Source organism: Azorhizobium doebereinerae UFLA1-100, from assembly GCF_000473085.1.
Classification (GTDB): domain Bacteria; phylum Pseudomonadota; class Alphaproteobacteria; order Rhizobiales; family Xanthobacteraceae; genus Azorhizobium; species Azorhizobium doebereinerae.
Window position 1 is genome coordinate 273524 of record NZ_AXBA01000001.1, and the last position, 23858, is coordinate 297381.

The 23858-nt window shown below is 69.6% G+C and carries 20 protein-coding genes and 2 tRNA genes; 9 read left to right on the plus strand and 13 right to left on the minus strand.

Translation table 11 applies throughout. The annotated features are described in order from the left end of the window. Positions 1 to 76 precede the first annotated feature (76 nt). The 4 genes from YU1_RS0101090 to YU1_RS0101105 all read left to right on the plus strand — a co-directional run bounded on the left by YU1_RS0101090 (position 77) and on the right by YU1_RS0101105 (position 5065). Positions 77 to 1543 carry a multicopper oxidase family protein gene (locus tag YU1_RS0101090; protein WP_035713150.1) on the plus strand — a complete coding sequence of 489 codons (1467 nt, stop codon included), beginning with the start codon at positions 77 to 79 and terminating at the stop codon, positions 1541 to 1543. Then, positions 1540 to 2778 carry a di-heme oxidoredictase family protein gene (locus YU1_RS0101095; protein ID WP_245263191.1) on the plus strand — a complete coding sequence of 413 codons (1239 nt, stop codon included), beginning with the start codon at positions 1540 to 1542 and terminating at the stop codon, positions 2776 to 2778. The genes YU1_RS0101090 and YU1_RS0101095 overlap by 4 nt, the downstream gene beginning before the upstream one ends. Positions 2779 to 2850: 72 nt before the next feature. Beyond that, positions 2851 to 3927, plus strand: a complete 1077-nt coding sequence (locus YU1_RS0101100) for an imelysin family protein (protein WP_051356339.1) — start codon at positions 2851 to 2853, stop codon at positions 3925 to 3927. A gap of 64 nt (positions 3928 to 3991) precedes the next feature. Beyond that, entirely contained in the window at positions 3992 to 5065 is a 1074-nt protein-coding gene (locus YU1_RS0101105; protein WP_245263192.1) for a DUF1513 domain-containing protein, read from the plus strand. Between the two features lie 29 nt (positions 5066 to 5094). On the opposite strand, the gene YU1_RS0101110 is transcribed toward YU1_RS0101105, so the two are convergent. From YU1_RS0101110 to YU1_RS33260, 5 genes are all read right to left on the minus strand, one after another. Beyond that, positions 5095 to 6588 carry a carboxypeptidase M32 gene (locus tag YU1_RS0101110; protein ID WP_029002506.1) on the minus strand — a complete coding sequence of 498 codons (1494 nt, stop codon included), beginning with the start codon at positions 6586 to 6588 and terminating at the stop codon, positions 5095 to 5097. An 82-nt stretch (positions 6589 to 6670) separates the two neighbouring features. Then, complete coding sequence (glgX, locus tag YU1_RS0101115; protein ID WP_051356340.1) at positions 6671 to 8761, minus strand: glycogen debranching protein GlgX; 2091 nt, start codon at positions 8759 to 8761, stop codon at positions 6671 to 6673. Positions 8762 to 8852: 91 nt separating this feature from the next. Beyond that, the gene (locus tag YU1_RS34810) at positions 8853 to 10172 is read right to left on the minus strand and encodes a PAS domain S-box protein (RefSeq protein ID WP_198018778.1); all 1320 of its coding nucleotides are present in this window, start codon (positions 10170 to 10172) and stop codon (positions 8853 to 8855) included. Between the two features lie 287 nt (positions 10173 to 10459). Continuing rightward, positions 10460 to 10675, minus strand: coding sequence for a hypothetical protein (locus YU1_RS33905; RefSeq protein WP_029002508.1), 216 nt, complete (start codon positions 10673 to 10675; stop codon positions 10460 to 10462). Positions 10676 to 11013: 338 nt separating this feature from the next. Continuing rightward, positions 11014 to 11661, minus strand: coding sequence for a hypothetical protein (locus YU1_RS33260; protein ID WP_156921894.1), 648 nt, complete (start codon positions 11659 to 11661; stop codon positions 11014 to 11016). 247 nt (positions 11662 to 11908) lie between these two features. Between YU1_RS33260 and YU1_RS0101135 the strand changes: the two genes are divergently transcribed. Continuing rightward, the gene (locus tag YU1_RS0101135; protein WP_198018780.1) at positions 11909 to 12631 is read left to right on the plus strand and encodes a response regulator; all 723 of its coding nucleotides are present in this window, start codon (positions 11909 to 11911) and stop codon (positions 12629 to 12631) included. Further along, positions 12628 to 13947: an ATP-binding protein gene (locus tag YU1_RS31670; RefSeq protein ID WP_084539568.1), complete on the plus strand. Its 1320-nt coding sequence runs from the start codon at positions 12628 to 12630 to the stop codon at positions 13945 to 13947. The genes YU1_RS0101135 and YU1_RS31670 overlap by 4 nt, the downstream gene beginning before the upstream one ends. Here YU1_RS31670 and YU1_RS0101145 read toward each other — a convergent pair. From YU1_RS0101145 to YU1_RS0101170, 6 genes are all read right to left on the minus strand, one after another. Further along, a tRNA-Pro gene (locus tag YU1_RS0101145) sits at positions 13926 to 14002 on the minus strand. The two genes, YU1_RS31670 and YU1_RS0101145, sit on opposite strands and share 22 nt — an antisense overlap. Before the next feature lie 252 nt (positions 14003 to 14254). Further along, entirely contained in the window at positions 14255 to 17404 is a 3150-nt protein-coding gene (locus YU1_RS27320; RefSeq protein ID WP_051356343.1) for an autotransporter outer membrane beta-barrel domain-containing protein, read from the minus strand. A gap of 765 nt (positions 17405 to 18169) precedes the next feature. Beyond that, positions 18170 to 19768, minus strand: a complete 1599-nt coding sequence (locus YU1_RS27325; RefSeq protein WP_051356344.1) for a sensor domain-containing diguanylate cyclase — start codon at positions 19766 to 19768, stop codon at positions 18170 to 18172. A gap of 34 nt (positions 19769 to 19802) precedes the next feature. Beyond that, complete coding sequence (locus YU1_RS0101160; RefSeq protein WP_084539570.1) at positions 19803 to 20318, minus strand: DUF192 domain-containing protein; 516 nt, start codon at positions 20316 to 20318, stop codon at positions 19803 to 19805. A 118-nt stretch (positions 20319 to 20436) separates the two neighbouring features. Continuing rightward, positions 20437 to 21018: a cold-shock protein gene (locus YU1_RS0101165; RefSeq protein ID WP_029002511.1), complete on the minus strand. Its 582-nt coding sequence runs from the start codon at positions 21016 to 21018 to the stop codon at positions 20437 to 20439. Between the two features lie 108 nt (positions 21019 to 21126). After that, positions 21127 to 21900: an SIR2 family NAD-dependent protein deacylase gene (locus tag YU1_RS0101170; protein WP_029002512.1), complete on the minus strand. Its 774-nt coding sequence runs from the start codon at positions 21898 to 21900 to the stop codon at positions 21127 to 21129. 51 nt (positions 21901 to 21951) lie between these two features. On the opposite strand from YU1_RS0101170, the gene YU1_RS0101175 reads away from it, so the two are divergent. From YU1_RS0101175 to YU1_RS33265, 3 genes are all read left to right on the plus strand, one after another. Continuing rightward, on the plus strand, positions 21952 to 22374 hold the full coding sequence (locus tag YU1_RS0101175) for a VOC family protein (RefSeq protein WP_029002513.1): 423 nt from the start codon (positions 21952 to 21954) through the stop codon (positions 22372 to 22374). A gap of 261 nt (positions 22375 to 22635) precedes the next feature. Beyond that, a tRNA-Glu gene (locus tag YU1_RS0101180) sits at positions 22636 to 22710 on the plus strand. A gap of 59 nt (positions 22711 to 22769) precedes the next feature. Continuing rightward, on the plus strand, positions 22770 to 23108 hold the full coding sequence (locus tag YU1_RS33265) for a hypothetical protein (RefSeq protein WP_156921895.1): 339 nt from the start codon (positions 22770 to 22772) through the stop codon (positions 23106 to 23108). Here the strand turns inward: YU1_RS33265 and YU1_RS0101190 are convergent. Both YU1_RS0101190 and YU1_RS0101195 read right to left on the minus strand, forming a co-directional pair. After that, positions 23105 to 23494 (minus strand): hypothetical protein, encoded by a 390-nt coding sequence (locus tag YU1_RS0101190; protein WP_029002514.1) that lies wholly within the window; start codon positions 23492 to 23494, stop codon positions 23105 to 23107. The genes YU1_RS33265 and YU1_RS0101190 overlap by 4 nt on opposite strands. A gap of 12 nt (positions 23495 to 23506) precedes the next feature. Then, positions 23507 to 23800, minus strand: coding sequence for a hypothetical protein (locus YU1_RS0101195; RefSeq protein ID WP_029002515.1), 294 nt, complete (start codon positions 23798 to 23800; stop codon positions 23507 to 23509). Positions 23801 to 23858: the final 58 nt, after the last annotated feature.

Below are 23858 nucleotides of genomic sequence, written 5' to 3' on the forward strand. Positions count from 1 at the left end.
CCGCGCGGGCGCGCCGACATGGCGACGCGCGTCCAGGTTCGCGGCCCCGGCCGGTGGACCGCAGGTGGAGTTGAAGATGATTTCGCGACGCAGTTTGATGCTCGGAAGCGCGGCGGCGGGCCTCGTCTCGTTCGCGCCCTCCGCCATCGGCCAGGTGCCGGCCGTGGACACCCTGCCCGCTTCCGCGCCCACCCGCCGCCTCAGCCTCACGGCGCAGGAGACCGAGGCCAAGCTGCTGGGGCCGGACAAGCCCGCCACCCGCCACGTCTGCGCCTATGACGGCGAACTGTTCAAGATCGTGCGCGGCCGGCGCGGCACCCGCCTCATCGTCGATTTCGAGAACCGCCTGCCAGACCCGACGACGGTCCACTGGCACGGCATCCGCGTGCCCTATCTCTCCGACGGCGTGGCGCCGCTGACCCAGGACGTGGTGCCGCCCGGCGGGCGCTTCAGCTACAACGTGCCGCTGCCGGACACCGGCCTTTATTTCTTCCATCCCCATTGCGACGAGACCGGCCAGGTGGGCCGCGGGCTGTTCGCCTTGCTGGTGGTGGACGACGAGGCGGAGGACAAGGTCCGCTTCGATGCCGAATGCTTCATCGTGGTGAAGGACTGGCGGCTCGGCGACGACGGCCAGTGGCTGGAGATGAGCACCGAGGACGGCGCCGCCAATGCCGGCACCTTCGGCAATGTGCGCGCCACCAATGGCCAGACCACCGCGCCGCGCGTGGAGGCCCCCGCTTATGGCGACGTGCGCGTGCGCACCATCGTCGCCGACGCCACCCGCGTCATCGACCTCGGCTGCGATACCGACGACGCCTTCATGCTGGCGGTGGATGGGCAGGCCCTGCCGCCCGTGCCTTTCAAGGCCCTGCCGGACGATGTCTGGCGCATGGGTCCCGCCATGCGGCTCGACATGCAGGTGCGCATGCCCGGCCCGGGCCAGGAGGTGAAGATCTACGACTACCGCTCCAGCGAGCCCTATCTGCTGACCACATTGGTGGCGGTGGACAAGGGCAAGCACCCCTCGCCGCTGAAGGCCAAGGCGCTGCCGCCGCCGCGCGTGCCGCTGCCGGACGTGCGCAAGGCGAAGAAGCTGGAGTTCCTGATTCAGATGGCGGCGGGGCCGACCATCGTCAGCCCGTCCCTGCCCGCCGACGATCCTTTGTCCAAGGCGCTGGTCAATTCGCTCTGCGTCGGCAAGACCACCCATTGGGCCATCAGCCGCGACAGCTGGGCGGCCGGCGACGCGCTGCGCCTGCCCCCGCCCCTGGCCCGTCTCGACAACGGCGCCAGCTACATCGTCTCCATGACCAACGTGACCAAGCACATGCACCCCATGCACCTGCACGGCCACGTCTTCCGCGTGCTGTCGCACTCCAAGAAGCCGAAGATGCCGCAATATCTGGCGGACACGGTGATCGTGGAGCCGAACGAGACGGTGGACATCGCCTTCAAGGCGGTGAGCGGCAACTGGGTGTTCCATTGCCACATCCTGGAACACATGGACACCGGCCTGATGGGCTGGTTCAAGGTGGCATGAACCGCCCCCGATCCCTGCTGCGCCTCGGCCTCGTGACCGCCTGCGCCGGTCTTCTCGCTGCGGGCGCGGCGGCGGGCGGGCTTGACGGGCTCGACATCCGCATCGGCAAGGCGCTGTTCGAGCGCGCCTGGGTGCCGGCCCCCTCATCCACCAAGGCGGACGACGGGCTCGGGCCGCTGTTCGATGCCCGCTCCTGCGCCTCCTGCCATCCCGCCGACAGGCGCGCCAGGACCAGCGTGGATGCGCAGGGCCATCTGGACGGCCGTGGCATGGTGCTCGTGCTGGCGCAGAAGGACGGCAAGGGCGATCCCGTCTACGGCCGGCGCCTCCAGATCGACGCCGTGCCCGGCCTCGCGCCGGAAGGCATCCTTGGCGTCACCGACACGGCGCTGCCGGACGGCCTCACCCGGCGCGTCCCGGCACCGGATGCCCTCGCCTACGGGCCGCTCTCGCCCGCGACCGGCCTCTCCCTGCGCACGGCGCCGGATCTGCGCGGGCGCGGTCTGCTGGAGCAGGTGCCCGAGCCGGCGCTGCTGGCGCTGGAAGCGGACCAGGGCAAGGGGCCGGACGCCGTGCACGGCCGGCTGCGGCGCGTCACCCTGCCGGACGGCGCCACCGCCATCGGCCGCTATGGCTGGAAGGCGGCGCAGCCCACGCTCGCCAGCCAGTCCGCGGAAGCCTTCTTCCTGGACATGGGCCTGTCCACCCCCATGCATCCCGAGCCCTGGGGCGACTGCACCGAGGCGCAGGCCGCCTGCCGCGCGGCGCCCCATGGCCGCGACGGCGAGGACGGCTTCGAGATCCCCGACGCCCTGCTGTCTCGCGTGGTGGCCTATGTGACCTCCCTGCCCGTGCCGGAGACACCGAAGGACGGCGTCGGCGCCCGCCTGTTCGCCGCCACCGGCTGCGCCGCCTGCCACCGCCCCGCCCTGCCCACCGCCGGCGGCGGGCAGGCGCGGCTGTTCACCGACCTGATGCTGCACGACCTCGGCCCCGGCCTCGCCGACACCATGCCCGAGCCCGGCGCCGCCGCCGGCGAATGGCGCACCGCACCGCTGGCCGGCCTCTCCGACGCGCTGGCCCGCGACACCGGCCTGCTGCATGACGGGCGCGCCCGCTCGGTGGAAGAGGCCGTGCTGAGGCACGCCGGCCAGGCGGAAACCGCGGTGCGGCGCTTCCGCGCTTTGCCTGCCGGCCGGAAAGCGGCACTGTTGGCCTATGTTTCGAAGCTGTGAGCCGGGCACCGGCCAGGCGCCCGCCGCCCGGCTCGCCCGCGACACGCCGTCCGCCTTGGGAGCACGATCGCCATGACCCAGATGTCCCGCCGCCTCGTCATCGGCGCCCTCGCCGGCGCGGCGCTCCCCGGAGTGGCCACCGGCGCCCCGGCGCCGGCCCTCGACCCCGTGGTCATCATCGAAGCCTGGCTGCTGCCGCGCTATGACGCCCTCGTGGCTGCCACCAAGGCCCAGGCGGATGCCTGGAGCGCCTTCGCCGCCAAGCCGGAGGCGGGCGCCGTCGCCGGCCTGAAGGCCGCCTTCGCCAAGGCCGCCGATGCCTGGACGGCGGTGGAGTTCGTCACCCTCGGGCCGGTCAGCCAGGACCTGCGGCCGGATCGCTTCAACTTCTTCCCGGACCGCCGCAATGCCATTGCCCGCGCCATGGGCGAGGTCATCGCCGACGCGGACCCGGCCCGGCTGGAGCCGGCGCGCTTCGCCCAGTCCGGCGCCGGCGCGCAGGGCCTGCCGGCGCTGGAGCGCCTGCTCCATGAGGAGGGCGCGGTCGATGCCCTGCTCCAGGGACCGGAAGCGGCCCGGCGCGCCGCCTATGGGCGCGCCATCGCGCAAAATCTCGCCGCCATGGCCGCCGAAGTGCGCACAGCCTGGGGCGACCGCAAGGCGGGCGTGCTCGGCGCCATCGTCTCCGGCAAGGGCGACCCGGCGCTGTTCCCTGACGTGGGCGCTTTGCCGGGCATGATTCTGACCGACCTGTCCGGGGCCTATCAGCGGGTGACCGACACCAAGATCCTGCCCGTGCTCGGCCCCGGCCCCGACAATGCCAAGCCGACGCTGGCGGACGGCTGGCGCGCCGGCCGCTCGGGCCGCGTGGTGACGGTGATGATCCAGAGCGCGGACGCGCTACTCCAGGAGGTGGGCAAGCAATTGCCCAGCCGCCCGCAATTCGTGGTCAACAAGGCCGCCACCGCCGCCGACAAGGCCGCCGAGGCGTTTCCGGCGGACCTGTCCGCCGCGGCCCAGAGCGCCGACGGCGCGGCGAAGGTGGAAGCGGCGGTGAAGGTGTTCAAGGCGGCGCAGCTGACCGTCTACCGTCCCATCGCCTCCTATTTCGCCATCTCGCTCGGCTTCAACGCCCTGGACGGCGACTGAGCGGCGGGGCGAGGCCATGGCCCTGAACCGACGGTCCCTCCTTGCCTCCGCAGGAGCTGCGCTCATGATGCCCTACCACGCCTTCGCCGACATGCACGCGCGCGACCACGCCCTTGATGAGGGCTGGCTCACCACCGCCGGCATCGACCAGGGCTTCGCCGCCATCGCGGTCGGCGGCGAGATGGATGCGGCCGCCTGCGCCGCCTCGCCCGCCCGGCTGCACGGCGTCGAGGCGAGCCCGAACGGGCCGCTCGCGGTGGCGGTCGGCCGGCGGCCGGGCCACATCGCCTTGGTGTTCGACCGCCTGCGCGGCGGCATCGCCCAGGAATTCGCTCCCGGCGCGGGCCGGGTGTTCTCCGGCCACGGCCGCTTCTCGCCCGACGGCGCGCTGTTCCTGACCAATGAGATCGAGCGCGGCGTGGCGGACGGTCCGGTCCGCACCATGGGGCGCGGCGTCGTCGCCGCCCGCAGCGTTGCGGGCGGGTTCGCCATCATCGCCGAATGGCCCACCGGCGGCGACGGTCCGCACGACCTCATGCGCGTGGGCGAGATGCTGGTGGTGGCCAACGGCGGCATCGAGCCCCACACGCCCGAAGCCCGCGACGCGGAAATCACCGGCAGCACCATCACCCTGCTCGATCCCGCCTCCGGCGCGCAGCGTGGCGAGGGCGTGCTGTCCGGCGACCTCGCCAGCCTGTCGCTGCGCCATCTGGCCCGCGACGGATCAGGGGGTGTCGTGGTGGCGGCGCAGGACCTGCTGAAGGACGGCGTCGCCCGTCCCCTGCTGTTCTCCATCGCCACCGACGGCCGGCTGACGCCGTTCGACGCCCCGGAGAACGAGCTGATGCAGTTGCGCGGTTATGTGGGCTCGGTGGCCGTGGACGCCTCCGGCGCCTATGTGGCTTGCGCCAGCCCGCGCGGCGGGCGGGTCTGCGTCTGGCAGCGCAATGGGCGCTATGTGGGCGCCGTGCCCCTGGTGGACGGCTGCGGCCTCGCCGGCACCGCCGAGCCCGGACGCTTCATCGCCACCAGCGGCTATGGCGAGATCATCCTCATCGCCGCCGAGCCCGGTGGCCTCGGCGTGCTCGCCCGGCGCACCGGCGGCCCGCGCTTCGACAACCACGTGGTGCGGGCGTAAGGCTACCCCCGCACCACGCAAGGCGCGGCTCACGCCTCCTCGATATAGCGATGCCGCAGGTGGGCCTTGAACACGGCGGCATCCAGCGGCCGGCCGGTGGCATGGGTCAAGAGGTCGTCGGTCTGGTAGAGCGAGCCCTGGCTGTGGATGTTGGCGCGCAGCCAGCGCACCAATGGCGTGAAGTCGCCCCGCGCGATGCCCGGCAGGATGTCCGTATCGGTGCGCTTGGCGGCGTCGAACAGCTGCGCCGCCGTCATGGCGCCCAGCGTGTAGGTGGGGAAATAGCCCCAGCCGCCGCTCGGCCAATGCACGTCCTGGAGGCAGCCGAGCCGGTCGTCCGGCGGCACCACGCCCAGCAGGTCCTTCATCTGAGCGTTCCAGGCCGCCGGCAGCTCGGAGAGCGGCATCTCGTCGCCGATCAACGCCTTCTCCAGGCGATAGCGCAGGATGATGTGGGCGGGATAGGTGACCTCGTCCGCGTCCACGCGGATGAAGCCGCGCGCGACGCGGGTGTAGCGCCGCCACATGGCGTCCGCATCCCACGCCGGCCCTGAGCCGCCGAAGGCCGCGCGCATCAGCGGGGCGGCGAAATGCAGGAACTCGCGGCTGCGGCAGGCCTGCATCTCCATCAGCAGCGACTGGCTCTCGTGCACGCTCATGCTGCGCGCCTGAGACACCGGCTGGCCGAGCAGGTTCTGCGGCCGGCCCTGCTCGTAGAGCGCGTGGCCGGTCTCGTGCATCACGCCCATGAGCGCCTGGGCGAAATCGCTCTCATTGTAGCGGGTGGTGATGCGCACGTCGTTGTCGGCGCCGCCGCAGAACGGGTGGGTGGAGACGTCGAGCCGCCCGCGCTCGAAGTCGTAGCCGAGCACGCCCATCAGCTTCACGCCCAGCGCCCGCTGCGCCTCGATGGCGAACGGCCCCTCCAGCGGCGCATCCACCGGCCGGCGGGCCTGCACGGCGAGGGCCTCCTCGGTGAAGCCGGGCAGGAAGTCCGCCAGATCCGCGAACAGCGCATCGATCCGCTGCGAACTGCCGCCGGGCTCGTAATCGTTCAACAGCGCGTCATAGGCGCTCAGGCCCAGCTTCTCGCCCTTGGCGCGGCCGATCTCGCGCTGGAGCTTCAGCACCTCGGCGAGGGTCGGCAGCAGCGCCTTGAAGTCGGCATCCGCGCGGGCCTGGCGCCAAGTCATCTCGCAGATGGAGATGGCCTTGCTGGAGGCTTCCACCAGATCCGCCGGCACGGCGGTCTCCACCGTCCACACCCGGCGGATCTCGCGGATATTGGCCTTCGCCCAGGTGTCCAGGCCGGTGTCGGCCTCGGCATCGCTGATCCAGTCGCCGATGCGCGGATCGGTGACCATCTCGTGCGCCAGCACCCGCAGCAGCGCCATGCTGTCCGAGCGCGTGCCCACCGCGCCCTTAGGCATCATGGTGTCGCTGTCCCATTGCAGGATGCCCAGCGCATTGGACAATGCGGCAGCGCGGCCGAAATGGGCGGAAAGCGCGGAATAGGCGGTCATGGGGTCCTCGGCTGCTCCTGGCCGGCGGGCGCGCGGCCGCCCATGGTTAGCAAGCCGCGCGCCGCGCCGCCATCTCCGCCGCTCAGGCGAACAGGACCAGCGAACGCCCCTCCAGTTCGATGGCGTCCTCGCCGCCCGCGGTGACGCGCGCCGGCCCATCGGGCGCGGCGGTGTCCACGATCGCCCGCCACGGCGCCTCCTCCCGCGCCGGAAGCTTGAAGGACACCGGGCCGTCATGGGCGTTGAAGGCGATGACGATGTCCGACCAGACCTCCTCGCCCTCCCCGCCCAGGTCGTCACGCGACAGGCGGAGCGCGATGGAATTGGCGCCGGCGTCCGCCCATTGCTCGGCGGTCTGCTCGCCGCCGCCGGGATTGAGCCAGGTGACGATCAGGCCGTCACGGAAGCTGGCGCGGCGCAGCAGCGGCTGGCGGGCGCGCAGCGCCAGGAGATCGCGCACGAAGGCGGTCAGCGCCTTGCCGTCCTCGGAAATGCCGTCCCAATCCATCCAGGACAGCTCATTGTCCTGGCAATAGCCATTGTTGTTGCCGTGCTGGGTGCGGCCGAACTCGTCGCCGGCGAGGATCATCGGCGTGCCGTGCGACAGCAGCAGGGTGGCGAGGATGTTGCGCTTCTGCCGCTCGCGCACCGCCGTGATGCCGACATCGTCGGTCGGTCCCTCGACGCCGTAGTTGAAGCTGCGGTTGTCGGAATGGCCGTCGCGATTGTCCTCGCCGTTCGCCGCATTGTGCTTGTCGTTGTAGGAGACGAGATCGTTGAGGGTGAAGCCGTCGTGAGCGGTGACGAAATTCACCCCCGCCCAGGGCCGGCGGCCGCGCAGGTCATAGACGTCGCCCGAGCCGGTGACGCGGGCGGCGAAATCGCCCATCAGGCCCTCCGTGCCCTTCCAATAGTCCCGCACCGTGTCGCGATACTTGTCGTTCCATTCCGCCCAGCCGGGTGGAAAGCCGCCCACCTGATAGCCGCCGGGGCCGATGTCCCACGGCTCGCCCACCAGCTTCACCTTGGTAAGCACCGGGTCCTGCCCCACCGCGTCGAAGAAGCCGCCGCGCTGGTCGAAGCCCGTGGGCTCGCGGCCGAGGATGGTGCCGAGGTCGAAGCGGAACCCGTCCACCTCCATCTCGGTCGCCCAATAACGCAGCGAATCCAGCACCATCTGCAGCACGCGCGGATGCGAGGTGTTCACCGTGTTGCCGGTGCCGGTATCGTTGATGTAGTAGCGCGCCGCGTCCGGCATGGTGCGGTAGTAGCTGAAGTTGTCGATGCCCTTGAACGACAGGGTCGGCCCCAGCTCGTTGCCCTCGGCGGTGTGGTTGTAGACCACGTCGAGGATCACTTCGAGGCCGGCGTCGTGGAAGGCCCGCACCATGTCGCGGAAGCCGGCCATGCCCTTGGGGCCGCGATAGCGCTGCTCCAGGGCGAAGAACGCCATGGTGTTGTAGCCCCAGTAGTTGGACAGCCCCTTGGACATGAGGTGTTCGTCGTCGGGGAAGGCATGCACCGGCAGCAATTCCACCGAGGTGACGCCGAGGCTGCGGATATAGTCCACCAGCGCCAGATGGCCGAGGCCCTCGAACGTGCCCCGCAGCTCCGGCGGAATGGCCGGATGAAGCTGCGTCATGCCGCGCACATGGGCCTCGTAGAACACCGTGCGGTCCCACGGGATGCGCGGCTTGGGCGTTCCTGCGCCGCCATAGCCCTTCGGGTCCATCACCCGGCACTTGGGCATGCCCGGCGCGCTGTCCTGCGTATCGAAGGACAGGTCGGCGTCGGGCGCATCCAGCACATAGCCATAATGAGCAGGCGACCACTCCACTTCGCCGGCGAGGTCGCGGGCATAAGGGTCCAGCAGCAGCTTGTTGGGGTTGAAGCGGTGGCCGTTCTCCGGCTCGAATGGCCCGTGGACGCGGTAGCCGTAGAGCGTTCCCGGGCCGACGCCGGGCAGGTAGCCGTGCCACACCTCGTTGGTATATTCCGGCAGGGTGACGCGCTCGATCTCGGTCTGCCCGGTTTCGTCGAACAGGCACAGTTCCACCCGCTCGGCATAAGCGGAAAAGAGCGCGAAATTGGTCCCCTCCCCGTCATATGTGGCGCCGAGGACGGTCGCATCACCGGCGTGCACCTCGCGGACGGGGTGGGATTTTTGCAGCATGGCGGGCTCTTGGGCGAGAGGGGACGGCCAAGCTGAACGCGCCGCGGCGCGAAATGTTTCCTGGCCGCCTCGCCTTGCGGCAGCGAAGGGCCTACGCCGCGCCCGTCGCCTTCTCCAGTTCCGCCACGCGCTTCTTCAGCGCCTTGGTCTCCTCGAAGCGCCGCGACACGTCGCGCACCGACGACACCATGCCGCTCACCCGCCCGCTACCGTCCTTCATCAGGACGATGGTGAACTCGATGGAGATGCGGCGTCCGTCCTTGCACAGGCCGGGCACCGCCAGCAGGTCGCCCGCGCCATAGCGGCTCTCGCCGGTGGCTACCGTCTGGTGGTAGCCCTCCCAGTGGCGGGCGCGGAACGGCTCGGGAATGATGATGTCGAGCGACTGGCCCAGCGCCTCGGCGGGAGAGAAGCCGAAGATGCGCTCCGCGCCGGCGTTCCAGACCGTGATCGTGCCGTCCCGGTCGCTGGCCACCACGCCGTCCGCCGGGCTCGCGACCAGGGCCCTGCCCACCTGTTCCTCAATGGCCATGGTCTCATCCGTCGCGACAGGAAGGGGCGCCGTTGCCGGCCGGGAGAGCGGCGCCGCAGCAGCGCCATCGTCGAAAATGTCTTCGGCGGCGCCGAAGAACTCGAACCGGATCCGGCTGCGCGGCACGCCGGCCGAGGCCAGCCCGTTCGCCATGTCGCGCAGGAAATCCAGCGGGCCGCACAGCAGATAGGAGGCCTCGCGCAGCGGCGTCTCGGCCCGCAGCCAGTCGAGCCCGATCCGCCCCGCGTGCGTGCCGTCCGGCCCGGCCCCGTCCTCCGGACGCGGGCGCGAATAGAAGACGTCGAGCCGGATGGCGCCGGCGTGCCGGCCCGCCAGCGCCGCCACATGGTCGGCGAAGGCGTGGGTGGCACGGTCCCGCGTGCCGTGGACGAAGTGGATGGGCCGGGCGTCGCCCGCCGCCACCGCGGCCTCCAGCATGGCGATCATCGGGGTGATGCCGACCCCGGCGCTGACCATGACCACCGGGCGGGTAGCCTCGTCCGGGAGCACGAAATCCCCGCTGGGCGCGCGCACCTCCAGGTGCTGGCCCACCGGCAGATGGTCATGCAGCCAGTTCGAAGCCGCGCCCTTCGGCTCGCGCTTCACCGAGATGCGCCAGTGGTCGCCGTTCGGCGCGCAGGAGATGGTGTAATCGCGCACCAGCGGCGCCGAGCCCGGACGCTCCAGGCGCAGCGTGAGGTGCTGGCCGGCGCGGTGGGGCGGCAGCGGCGCACCATCCACGGGCCGGAGCAGGAACGAGGTGACCTGAGGGCTTTCGTCCCGCCGCTCGGCGACGACGAAGGGCCGCCAGCCGGCACCCGGGGACGGCACATGGCCCGACGGGGCGGTCGGTGATACGGGGTCTGCGGTTTCAGTCATCGTTGAACCGCCGCTGCCCGGACGGATCACCACGTGCGCCAGCGGAGCCGGCTTCGCCTGCGACCCAAACCCGAAACCTCGGCGCCCTCCCATTGTGTATTTTGCATACACGCTAGCAGGCGGGAGGAAAGTTACAAGGCGGGCCGAATGCGCGGGCGGGCGGCGGAAGGTCACGGCGCCGGGGCTCACAGAGGCGGCCACCGGCCTCATCGCCAACAGCCGCGGGCAGGACCCGCCCTCAGGGCGGCCTGCCGGAAAAAACACGCGACCCGACGACGCGCGGGCCCTCAGGACACGATGTTGCGGCGCCCCTGAGCCAATTCGGGCAGCGGGATCATGTCGGAGTTGCGCAACGTGTCGATCACGGTCCGGGCGCACGACAGGCTGTCGCGGCGGGCCCATTGGGTGGCGTCCTCCCAGACCCGGCCGTATTGGCGCTCGTACAGCACCTTGGCGACCAGTTCGGCGATGGGTTCGGCTTCGGCAAGAGAACGGAGCGTCATGGCATATCCCTTTCCTGCGCCAGTGGACGACGGACACGAATGGGGACCGGGCACGCACCGCCCGTCCCGGTGGGGAGGGCAGCGGGCGTGCCGAAACACGCCCGCTGCGGGAAAAGAACCAATGGTGGGGAAAGGCTCTTTTCCGTTCGAACCCCAGGAGAGCAGCGAGCGTGCCGAAGCACGCCCGCTGCGGGAAAAGGACCCGTGGTGGGGAAAGGTCCTTCTCCATTCAGGCCCCGGCGTCGCCGGGGGCAAAGGGGGCGGCGGACTGCCCCGCAGCAAATCCGCCGCAGGAAGAAGACCAGTGGTGGGGGATGGCCTTCTTCTTTCCGGAAATCTCAGCCCGGAATGCCGGGCGGCCTGGGAGGCATGCGCCCGCCCGGCCCCGGGGGCAGAGGCGGAGGCGGCGGCAGCAGGTCCTCGATATGCGCGGCCCGTTCGAGCTGCGCGGGCGTCAGCTTGGCCTTCAGCCGATCGATGGCGCCCAGCAGGACCTCAGCCTTCTTGCCGTCTTCCTTGAGCTTCTCGGCCAGGGCCAGCGGCCGGGCGAACGGTTCGCCGCGCGCCTCGCCTGCCGCCGGCGGAGGCGCAGGAGCCAGCGCCAGCAGCGCGTCGGTATAGTCCCGCCAGACATCCAGCTGGTCGGCGCGGATGCCGATCGCGGTCTCCGCGGCACTCAGCATGATCGCGAGACCCGCGCCGGGCGGCGGGGGCGGAGGCGGCATGCGCAGGCGGTCCTCGGGACCGCCCGGATGCCCCATCATCGGGGCCATCATGGGCCGGGGCGGCATGCCGCCCGGCTGCGGATTGAACCCACCCGGTCCACCAGCGTCGGCGACACGTTCCACCATGTAGGCGGGAACGCCCGTGGAAACCGCGAGGCGGTCCGACGTCTTGCTGGGATCAGCGTGCGCAGCGGCAGCGCAGTATCCTGCGACACCGAGGCCGACCAGGACGGTCGCTGCGCAAACTTTCCGGTTAATCATCAGAGGTGATGTCCTGTCCCGTTGATGGGATGATCCTGGAGGGACAGGTTTGCTGCCGAAGGTCGGCACGTTGCTCCGCGTTGCACCGCAGGGGGTTTTTGTAAATGAATGTTGCTGCGCGGCCTTGGGCAATGCTGCGTTGCACGCTGGCGCCGACGCAACGGCCGCCCTACCGTAATCAAAGCATCGCAATGTTCGTCCGCGGGGCCGGGAACCGGCCGCGCGGACGCAAGAAGGAATCACAGAAGTGGATTACGCGCCGCATGTGCTCGTGGTCGACGACGACCATGAAATCCGGAAACTGCTGGCGCGCTATCTGGTCAGTCAGGGATTCCGGACCACCGTGGCGGCCACCGGGCGCGAGATGGAGGAATGCCTCGTCTCCAACAGGTTCGACCTCGTGGTGCTCGACCTGATGCTGCCGGATGCCTCCGGGCTCGACCTGTGCCGCGCCCTGCGCGCGCGCTCGCGCGTTCCCATCATCCTCCTGACGGCGCTCAAGGAAGACGTGGACCGCATCATCGGCCTCGAGATCGGCGCCGACGACTATCTGGGCAAGCCGTTCAATCCGCGCGAACTCGTGGCCCGCATCCGCGCGGTGCTGCGGCGGTCTGCGGAGCGCGAGGAGCCGGCGGCCCCGGGCATCACCTACCGCTTCTCCGGCTTCACCGCCGACCAGGGCACGCGGCAGGTGATCGCGGAGAATGGCGAGGAAGTGCCCCTCACCTCGGCCGAATTCGACCTGCTGATGGCCTTCCTGGAACGGCCGGGCCGCATCCTCTCCCGCGACCAGCTGCTGGACATCACGCAGGGGCGCGAGGCCGGGCCGTTCGACCGTTCCATCGACGTGCTGGTCAGCCGCGTCCGCCGCAAGCTCGGCGATGCCGGCAGCTTCCAGATCCTCAAGACGCAACGCAATGGCGGCTACCAGCTCTCCGTGCGGGTGGATACCGTGAAGGCGCCGCAATGAACTCCCTGCGCACCAAGCTCACCGTGCTGCTGGTGGCCGCCATCATGGTGGTGGTCGCCGGCTCCACCTTCTTCTTCCTCTATGTGCTGGGCCCGCGCCCCGAACGCACCGGCCCCCACCACGAGATCGCGCAGATCAAGCTCCTGCTGGACCTCATCAAGGATCCCGCGGCCACGGGCAACGATCTCGCCGGCATCCGCAGCGCGCCGCCGGACGGCTGGTTCGACCCGGAAGCCTCGCGCCAGCTGACGCGGGCCATGGAGGCCAGCGGCACGCCGGAAACCGTGACCGTCTATCGCCACGAGTTCGGCGAGGGCGCCTCCGCCGTCGTCCGGCTGGCCGACGGGCGCTTTCTGGTTCTGCCCATCGGCATGATGCCGCCGCCGCCAAACGGCCTGCCTCTGGTCTTGTTCGGCTGGCTGTTCCTCATCGCCATCGGCACGACCGGCGTGGTGATCGTGGCCGTCCACCGCATGACCCAGCCGCTGGAGATCATCGAGCGGGCGGTGGCCGAGATCGGCCCCGACGGCGAACTGCCCAAGCTGGAGGAGACCGGCACCACGGAGGTGCGCGCCGCCGCCATCGCCATCAACCGCCTCTCCCTGCGGCTGCGCAGCGCGATCGAAGGCCGCATGCGCATCGTGGCGGCGGCGGCGCACGACCTGCGCACCCCCCTCACCCGCATGCGCCTGCGGGCCGAATTCCTGGAGGACGAGCGCGAGCAGTGGCTGGCCGACCTGAGCGAGCTCGACCGGATCGCCGACAGCGCCATCCGCCTCGTGCGCGAGGAGGTGGAAGGCGCCGGCGACGAGGCGGTGGCCCTCGACCGGCTGGTCAAGGACCTCACGCTGGAATTGCAGCAGACGGGGCTGAAGGTGGATCTGCTGCGCTGTGATCCGGTGACCGTGCCGGGGCGGCCCATCGCGCTGAAGCGCGCGGTGCGCAACCTGATGGTCAATGCCGCCACCCACGGCCGCGCCGCCCGCATCGGCGTCTCGGCGGAGGCCGACAAGGGCGTGCTGGTGATCGAGGACGACGGCCCGGGCATTCCCGACGCGCTCATGGCGCGCGTCTTCGAGCCGTTCTTCCGGGTCGATCCCGCCCGGCAGGCGGTCATTCCCGGCGCGGGGCTGGGGCTTGCCATCGCCTATGAGATCGTGACCCGCCACGGCGGCCGCCTGTCGCTCGCCAACCGGCCGGGCGGCGGGCTGCTCCAGCGCATGGAACTGCCGCGCATGATCGAAGCGGAGGATGCGGCTGTGATGGAAAACGGTACCGCCGGCGCGGCGCGGAATGGTCGGAGCAGCAGGATTTGAACCTGCGACCCTCTGCTCCCAAAGCAGATGCGCTACCGGGCTGCGCTATGCTCCGACGTGCCGGGAAGGCTTGTGCTGCTTACGTTCTTTGACCGCCACGCGCAAGGGTGCGGCGGGGAAATGTGGAACGAAACGGCACCATCCGGGACACTTCGGCACGAAAAGTCCCAGGAAAGTCCCGCAGCGTGGTCGCGGGCCGGTCTCGCCGTCCACACACCGCCACCGCCTCCGCCTGCCAAGCCGCCTGACCGTGTGTCCACGCCGCCGCAGGCCGGAGCCCGCGGCGGCGAAGGTGGGCCGGAAGGGCTCAGAAGCTGACCGTGAGCGCGCCCTTGAAGGCGTTGTCCTGGATGCCGGAGGCGATCTGGCCGCTGTAGCTGGCGGACAGCACCGCATTGGCGGTGAGGCGATAGTCGAGCGCCGCGCCGATCAGCGCGCTGTCGCGCGCCAGCGGCACGCCGGTCACGGCGAAGGGCTGCGAGCCGCTGGCGAAGGCCATGGTCGCGGCGGGGGCAACGTCGCCGAAGGCATGCAGCCAGGCGAGGCTGAGGCTGGGCGTGACCGTCACGCCCGGCGCCAGCGTGACATTGGTGCCGACCCGCAGGCCGAGACTGGAGAACACCGTGTCCATGTCGCCCATGCTGACCGCCAGGGCCGAGCTGGACCCGGTTTCGGTCAGGCCGTCGGTGGAGAGATGGACATAGGCCAGGCCCGCGAACGGCTCCAGCGTGGCGCCGTTGAGGCGGACCGTATAGCCCGCCTCGCCGAACACCTGCGTCGTCCCGGCGTCGTATCCGGAGGTATTGATGCCGCTGTAGCCGGTGAAGGCCACCGTGCGGCTCATGGCGGCGTCATGCCATGTGTAGCTCAGGCCGGCTTTGAGGCCGATGTCGCCGTAGCGGGCGCCGGCATAAAGGCCGATGTCGTAATTGTCGATGGTGCCGGAGAAGGCGCGCGCATCCACATCCAGCGTGGTGCGGCTGTAGCCGCCCATGAGGCCGACGCGCCAATTGTCGCCCAGCGCCACGTCGGCGCCGGCGAACACGCCGGCGATGTCGCTGGAGACGGTGGCGGCGTTGCCGTCGCCCCAGGCATTGCCCCAGGCGCCGAAGCCCTGCATCCACAGCGTCGGGGTGAGGCCCGGCGCCAGCGCCGCCGTGGCCGGCCCGGCCGCCGCCGTGGCCGGCGAAAGGGCCTGGCCGAGCCGCGCGCCCACCGCCTCGCGCAGATAGAGCGACTGTTGCAGCATGACCGTGCCGGCGGAGGCATAGGCCTCGCCCGACAGGCTGTCGAAGGCGGCGGGCGCCGCGCCCACCGTGAGGTTGGCGAGGGCGTAATAGACCGGATTGCTCCAGCCGAGCCCGTCCGCCGCCGCCGCCACCGCCCGCTCATTGGCGGTGAGGGCCTGGCTGGCGAAGCTGATGTCGTTGCGCCGCAGCGTCAGATAGACGTCGTTAGCGTCATAGCTGAGCAATGGCGTCAGGAAGGCGAGGTTGGAGGTGACGCTGGCGAAGGTGCCGGTGACGCCGCCCGCCGCTTGCAGGATGGTGAGCGTGGTGATGGGGCTGTAGCCGCCCGCCGTCGCGTTCACCGCCACCGTGCCGCCGAGGATCGTCGCGGTGCCGGTGGCGGTGATGAGGTCGTGGGCGCCCGTGGGCGTCACGTCCACATTGTAGGTGGAACCGGCATTGAAGGTGACATTGCCCGCCACCGTGAGGGTGCCGGGCGAATAGCCCGGCGCGGCCGTGCCGCCCGACGCCACGGTGAGGCCGGAGACGGTGCCGGTACCGGAGATCGTGCCGCCGCTGCCGACGGTGTAGCTGGAGTTGGACACCGCGCCGCTGGCCAGCACGAAGCTGGAATCGGCGATGGTCACGGCGCCGGTGTAGCCATTGGCGCCGGTGAAGTTCACCGTGGAGCCGCCGACGATGATGACCGCGCCCGAGCCGGTGATGGTGCCGGGGAAATTGTAGGTGCCTGAGCGGTTGAACACCAGCGTGGCTTCGTTGACCACATTGCCCTGGATGGAGCCGGTGGTGCCGCCATTGCCGATCTGGAGCGTGCCCTGCGAGATCAGCGTGCCGCCGCTGTAGGTGTTCTCGCCGGTGAGGATCAGCGTGCCGGTCCCGGTCTTGGTGAGCGAGCCGGTGCCGGAGATCACGCCCGAATAGGTGCCCGTCACCGCCTGGTTGAAGACGAGGGCGGCATTGGTGACGATGTTGCCGGTCAGGCTCGTCGTGCTGCCCACCAGCGTGCCGGAGGCGACCGTGGTGCCGCCGCTGTAGCTGTTGGCGCCGGTGAGCGTCAGCGTGCCGGACCCGACCTTGGTCAGGGAGCCGGTGCCGGAGATGCTGCCGGCAAAGGTGACGGCGTCCGAGCGATTGAAGACCAAAGCGGCATTGTCGGTGATGTTGCCGACGATCGCCCCCGTGGTGCCGCCATTGCCGATCTGTAGCGTGCCGGCCGAAATGACAGTGCCGCCGGTGTAGCTGTTGGCGCCGGTCAGCGTCAGGGTGCCGGTTCCGGCCTGGGTCAGCGCGCCGGTGCCGGAGATGACGTCCGCATAGGTCACTGCGTCGGAGCGGTTGAAGACCAGGCTCGCATTGTCGGTGATGTTGCCGACGATGGCCCCCGTGGTGCCGCCATCGCCGATCTGCAATGTGCCGGCGGAGATGGTGGTGCCGCCGGTATAGGTGTTGGCGCCGGTCAGGATGAGGGTGCCGGTGCCGGCCTGCGTCAGCGAGCCGGTGCCGGAGACGACCCCGCCATAGGTGAGCGCGTCGGAGCGGTCGAAGACCAGCGCGCCGTTGTCGGCGATATCGCCAAGCACCGATCCGCTCGTGCCGCCATTGCCGAGTTGCAGCGTGGCGCCGCTGTTGATGGTCGTGCCGCCGGTATATTGCTGGTCCTGGACGAAGACGACCGTGCCGTTACCGTTGCCTGCGGCGGACGAGTTGCGAATGATCACGCTGCCGGGGGTGGTGGAATCCGTCAACAGGGACGGCACCACCAAGGAACCCGCAAGCCCCGAGTTCAAGTCGGTAAAAGCGTAATCGAAAGTAAATCCCGCGCCGATCGGCTGCACGCTCTGTAGAACGAGCCCGGTCTCTTTCGCAACCACAGTCTGCGTGCCTGCCCGGATGACGACGCTCGTGGTGATCACGCCCGGCGCGGTGCTGGTCGCGAAGGTGAGGAGGCCAGCGACGGTGGCGGTGGCAGCGGTGCCGTCGGCCGATGTGCCGTAGAGCGCATACGTGATGCGCGAGTTCGTTCCGTCAGCCGTAACCGTGACGCTGCCGATGCGATCAAATGTATAGGTCGTGGTCGAAACGACTCCCGTGGCCGAGGCCGTCGGAACGAGAAGCGTATAGACGACCGGGGATGGGGTCGTGGTGTCGCCCGATACGGTCCGGGTTCCCACCAGCAAGGGGTTGAACAGGCTGCTGGGCCCGGTCATTGAGTCGGTGGCGGCGACTTGGAATTGCTCCCCAGCAACAGCCATGAACAGATTTGCGTGGGTAAAGGCGCCGTAGGATGTTCCGTTGGCGGTGATCGTTCCTCTGACAGTCCAACCGAAGGCCTCGAGGACCGTGTCGACATCGGCTGCGGCAGGATGACAGACGCCGAGACCCACGAGGGTGAGGACAACCTTAAAATACGGGCGGACAGTGGATTTCATGGCAAGATCACACTTTAGCAATTGATGTTTTGGCAAAGACGCGATGGCTGAAACATGGCCGGGCGGCCGGAGGCGGGCGGCGTCACACGGCTACGCGTGCGGCCAGCCCGCTCCGGCACGGCGACATATTACAAGGCGCGGAAAATCTCGGAGGAGACCGGCATGGGGCCGGCAATCTGCGCCCGGCTCATGCAACGGGCCGCAGTGAGAACGCTCCTGAAACCGACGCCGGCTAAGCCGGCGGCAACCTGACACGGAGAGGAACCGCAAGACGCGGCAATGCGTCTGCCGTGATGTCCTGCCGTGTCGAACACACCAACGTCAAACATGCGCCCCTCACACAATGCCATCCCCGCCCATCGCTGCGGCGGGGCGGAAGCTGGCTCGGCCTTAGCCCGTGCCAGCCTACCATCGCCCGGTCATGTTAACCCAATATTCAAATACCTCATGGCCGGTACACAGGGAAGCCCATTGAACCGTGCCTTGCGGTCTTTGCGGGGGATGTGTCGCGCCGCACACACAGGGCGCGACGATGCCCTTACGTCAGACCCGCGTGGGCGCCGGGCCGCCGTCCGGTGCCGCCCCCTCGCCTCCTGCGCCCTCCAGCGTCTCGACACGATCGCGGCCGGCGCGCTTGGCGATGTAGAGCGCGCGATCACTGGCCCGGAACAGGGAATCGACGGAAGCGGTCGTATCCGGCGCTACTCGGATCGTGGCGATGCCGATGCTGACGGTGCCTGCCACCGCCAGGCCGTGCCGCGCACCCAGGCTGAGATCGCCGATCCGCCTCCGGATGCGGGTGGCGACGGTCAGGGCGCCCTTCGTATCCGTATCGGACAGCAGAACCGCGAACTCGTCGCCGCCATAGCGCGCCGCGAGGTCTCCCGGCCGCAACAAGGCCTTGCCGATGGCCTCGCCGATGGCGCGCAGCACCCCGTCGCCCGCCGCATGGCCAAGGCCGTCATTGACCGCCTTGAAATGGTCGACGTCGATGATCAGCAGCGATAGTGAGGCCCGGTTGCGCCGGGCACGCTCCCACTCCCGGGCCAGCAAGTCGTCGAAATAGCGCCGATTGGACAGCCCGGTGAGGACGTCGGTGGTGGCGAGGCGGGCGAGGTCGGATTCCACCTGCAACTGCCGGTCGAGCACCCGCTGCAACGAGATGAACAGCGCGATGATGATGGTGCAGGCCACAAGCCCCAGGCCGAGGATGGTCACCGCTTCCGGGATCCAGCTCTCCAGCACGTCGCCATTGGAGAAGCCGACGATCAGGTACAGCGGGAAGTCGCCGATCTTGTCGAACACGAACGAGCGCTCCACCCCGTCCACCGTGGAGCGGGCCGTAAAGCTGCCACCGGCACCGGACTGGATATGCTGGAACACCGGGCTGCCGCGCAGATCCAGGCCCACATTGCCGGTCCCGTCCGAAGACGGCACCCGCATCAACAGCGTTCCGTCGGCCCGCATGATGCTGACCGCAGCCAGGGGGCCGAGGTTGACGTCGCTGAACATCGAGGAAAAATAGGCAAGGCGGACGGAACCGACCAGCACGCCCTTGAACCGGCCCTCCGCATCCGACCAGCGCCGGCTGAGGGCGATGCTCGGATCGCCGCCGCGCAGGCGGCTGAAATAGGGCGGGCTCAGATAGGTGCCGCGCCTGCCGTCCAGATGGGCGCGGAAATAGTCCCGGTCGGCGAAATTGCCCCGGCGCGGCGGCCAGCCGGCATTGTCGAACAGCACGTCGCCATCACGCGACAGCACCAGCATCGCCCCGAGATATTCCGCGCTGGCGGCGCGGTCGAACAGCGCGCTGTTGCGCAACTGCGGCTCCATGACCGCCAGATCGAAGCCTTCCATCGTCTCCTGAAGCCCGGTCAGGGAGAGTTCGACGATCTTGAGATTGCGGTCGATGCCGGTCGACAGCGTCGCCGAGACGTTCTTGGCGGAGCGGATGGCCATTTCCCAGGCGGCCGAGCGCACCTGCCAGAGCAGATAGCCCTCAAGGCCGAGGATGATGGCGACGGAAATCCAGACCGCCCCGATCGCCCATTTGCGCGCGCGCCGGTGGCGCTTCCGGCGCTCCCGCCCCCCTTCCGGGGAACGCCCGCCGTGGAAGGCTGGGAAGATGCGGCCGCCGAGCACCGGCGCGGATCACGTCTGCCGTTCAGCCAAGCCCTCAATGGCTCCGGAACAGCTGGTTGCCCACCACATCGCCCGCCGCGACGCCGAGCTTGCGGGCCTGGCCGCCGCCGATCTCGATCACCGCCCGCACCGGCTCGCCGGAGGAGATGGTCCGTTCGGAGAAGGGCGTGGTGTTCTCCTCGATGCGCGCGATGCTGCCGTCGGCGCGGATGAACAGCATGTCGAGCGGAATATAGGTGTTCTTCATCCACATATAGACCGGCTGGTCGACCGCGAAGTCGAACAGCATGCCCTGGCGCTCCGCCAGGCTCTTGCGGTTCATCAGCCCGGTGGCGCGCTGCTCGGCGGTGCGGGCCACTTCCACCTCGATCACGACCACGCCCTTCTTGGTGACGATCTCCACCGGCTCCAGCGCGGCCGCGCCGGCGGCGGGCGCCAGCCCCCCGGCGAGCGCTAGGGCGAGTGCCAGACCCGCCAGCAGGCGGGCGGCGCGGTGGAGGCGTGGCAGGGGAAAGGCAAAGCGGAAGGGGCGGAACGTCGAGCCGGTCATGGAGATCTCTGACAAAACCGATATGTCCGGCTCGTTTAAGGCACGGACGGGAGTTGGCAAGAAGGATGTTGGCGAGAAGGATGCCGGTGGGTCGGGCGCAGGCGGCACGTCACGGGGGTCAGTGCTTGCCCGCCACCGCCACGCCTTCGGCTTTCACCTCGGTCGCCATCAGGCCCTTGGGGCCGTCGCCGAAGCGCACCAGCACCGTCTGGCCGGGACGCAGCTCGGTCAGGCCCTGCTGCCGCAGCGTTTCCATATGGACGAAGATGTCCGGCGTGCCTTCGCCTTGGGTGAGGAAGCCGAAGCCGCGCATGCGGTTGAACCACTTCACCGTGGCCGCCTCGAAGCCGCCCGTGGGGGTCACCGCCGCCCGGGCGCGGGTGGGTGGCGCGGTCGGCTGGATGGCCGTCGAGAGATCCAGCGAAAGCACCCGGAAGGCTTGCAGCCCCTTGCTTCGGCGCACCGCCTCGCAGACGATGCGGGCGCCTTCCATGGCCGAGGTGAAGCCGTCCCGCCGCAGGCAGGTGACATGGACCAGCACGTCGGGCCCTCCATCGTCCGGCACGATGAAGCCGTAGCCCTTGGCGGCATCGAACCACTTGATGGCTCCTGCCACTTCCACCAGATCGACCGGCCGTTCCGCCGGTTCATCCGAAGGATTGGTCAGTCGCGGCCCGAGACTCAGTGCGTCAGACCCCATGACAACCCCGACCTACGCGCGTGCGGGAACCCGTAGAGGAACGCAAAGGATAGCAAGTTACGCGCGCCGCGCACACCCTTTCGTTGCAGTGCGATGAGACATTTTGCTTCACTGGGCGGCTTCGGCAAAGGGTTCAAGCACATCGCCGATGTCCGCCCGCACCACCAGATCGGCGAGATCGTCGAATTCGGTGGCCTCGCGGTTGACGATCACCAGCCGGGCACCGTTGCGGCGGGCCATGAGCGGAAAGCCGGCGGCCGGATAGACCACCAGCGAGGAGCCGAGCACGATGAACAGGTCGCACGCCTCGGTGAGCGCCGCCGCGCGGCCCATCTCCCGCGCCGGCATGGCCTGGCCGAAGGAGATGGTGGCGGTCTTCACCGGGCCGCCGCACTGCGGGCAGTCCGGCGCCACGCCGCCCGCCGCCTCGAACGCCCCGCGCACCCAGGACAGTTCATGCCGGGTGCCGCAGTCCAGGCAGATCGCATAGGCGGTATTGCCGTGCAGTTCCACCAGCAGGTCGTCCGGCACGCCGGAGGCCTGATGCAGGCCATCGATGTTCTGGGTGATGATGCCGGCGAGCCGGCCCTGCGCCACGAGGCGCGCCAGCGCCCGGTGTCCGCGCCCCGGCACCGCGCCGGCAAACGCGGCATCCATGGCGAACTTGCGCCGCCACGCCTCGGTCCTGGCCTCGCGGTGGGCCAGGAAGTGCTCGAACGGAATGGGCTTGTTGCGGCTCCACAGGCCGCCCGGTGAATGGAAATCGGGAATGCCGCACTCGGTGGAAAGCCCGGCCCCGGTGAAGGCCACCGCATGGCGGGCCGCGCCGAGAAACCCGTCAAGTTCCCGCCGCGCGGTCTTGAGATCGGCCTCGAAACTCATACCTTTCCTCCGCCGGCCACCGGCACTGCCCTCCCCCGCCAAGGATCAGCCATGCGCTATCTCCACACCATGGTCCGCGTGACCGACGTCGATCGTTCGCTGGACTTCTATTGCAACAAGCTGGGGTTGAAGGAGGTCCGGCGCAAGGACGTGCCGGCGGGCCGCTATACCCTGATCTTCCTCGCCCCGCCCGGCCAGGAGGGCGTGGCGGAAATCGAGCTGACCCACAATTGGGACCCCGAGCCCTATGACGAGGGCCGTAACTTCGGCCATCTGGCCTTCGAGGTGGACGACATCTACGCCACCTGCGAGCGCCTCATGGCCGGCGGCGTGACCATCAACCGCCCGCCCCGCGACGGCTACATGGCCTTCGTGCGCTCGCCCGACAACATCTCGGTGGAACTGTTGCAGAAGGGCGGCCCCAAGCCGCCGCAGGAGCCCTGGTCCTCGCTGCCGAACACCGGCAAATGGTGACGCGCCGCCGCCACGGCCCCCGACCGCGGCAGCGCGCCCGCGTCGGTCCGCCCCCGCCGGACCGACGCCCCGCCCTCGCCTCGCCCGCGAGACCCGCCGCCGGTTGCCCATGCCCCATCGCGGTCCCGCACGACGGCCCGCCTGCCGTTATGGCTCAGGGTTTCGCGCGATTTCCGGCGGCGCTGCCCACAGGCTTTCCGTAGCCGCCTCCCGGAGCCCCTTGCGGCATCCGGATCACGCCCCTATAAGGACGCCGCCGCAGCGCCCTTCGTCTATCGGTTAGGACGCCACCCTTTCACGGTGGAGAGAGGGGTTCGACTCCCCTAGGGCGCGCCAGCAATTTCAAGGACTTAGCTGGTTCCAAGCCAGATCCGTCGAATATCCGTCAAATAAACATGCTCGGACTTCGCCGGATTTCCGCGAAGATTCTCGGACTGGTCGAGGGGAAACCCATGGTCCGCAGATCCAGCCATCGCAGGTGCGCCGGTGGAGCGCAGGGCTCTCCCTTCTGCGGTCCTGCCAAGCTACCGGAGCCGATAACGATTGAGCGCATCGAACGAGCGCTGGTCTATGCCGCATACGTGGTGGTTCGCTATGGGCCGCAGTTCGCGCCCATCGTCGAGCGGCTCGAGCACGAGCTGGAGGCGGCAAAGAAGTCGGAGGACGCCGTAGCGCATGCACGGCAGATCCTGGCGGTGCTCGGGGACAAATATCCGAAAGAAGCGGGGCGTTAGGCGCCGTTCTTTGCCCTGGCGGCTTCCTGCCGGGCCGTCGCCCGCGCATCGCGTTTCTCGCGCATGCGGCGGCGCTTGGCGCCGGCCGTCTCTGGGTCCGGCTTCCGCTTTCGCGGCACGCGCTGCCGCAGGTTCACGGCAATCACGTCGTCGCCATCGAGGGCGATCTCGCCGGCCTCTGCCATCTGCGCGAGCACGGCCCGGAAGCGCTGGCAGCCGAGCGTGCCCCATGTCAGCAGCATCCGCTCCCGGAGGATCGCCCGCAGCTCTGTGCGCGTCGTGCGCGGCCGCTCACGCAGCAGCCGGCGGACATGGCCGGAGAGGGTCCAGGCGCCGCGCGCTGGGGATAGGGCACCAGCGGCCGGCTGCGCCGGATTGTCCTTCATGGTGGTTTGTCCTCAGGCGTCGAGAAGGTTGCGCAGCATGGTCGGCTCCTCGATCACCATCAGGGCAAGGATGCGGGCGGCGAATTCTTCCGGCGGCATCCCAGCCCGGTCGGCCTCGGTGCCGAGGGTTGCGATCACCTCCCGCGGGAGGGGCACGGCGAGGCTGCACTCGCTGCGCAGGCTGACGCCAATCGTCCGCAGCATCGCGCGCAGCTTGTGCTGCTCCGACACGCCGAGTTCCGCGCAGATTTGGCCTGCCGACCGGCCGGCGCCGGCCAGATAGGCCGCGCGGACCTTGATCGGCACCGAATAGGCGACGCTCTTGCGGCGTGTCTCGCGTTTGCGGACAGGGCCTCGCGGGGGC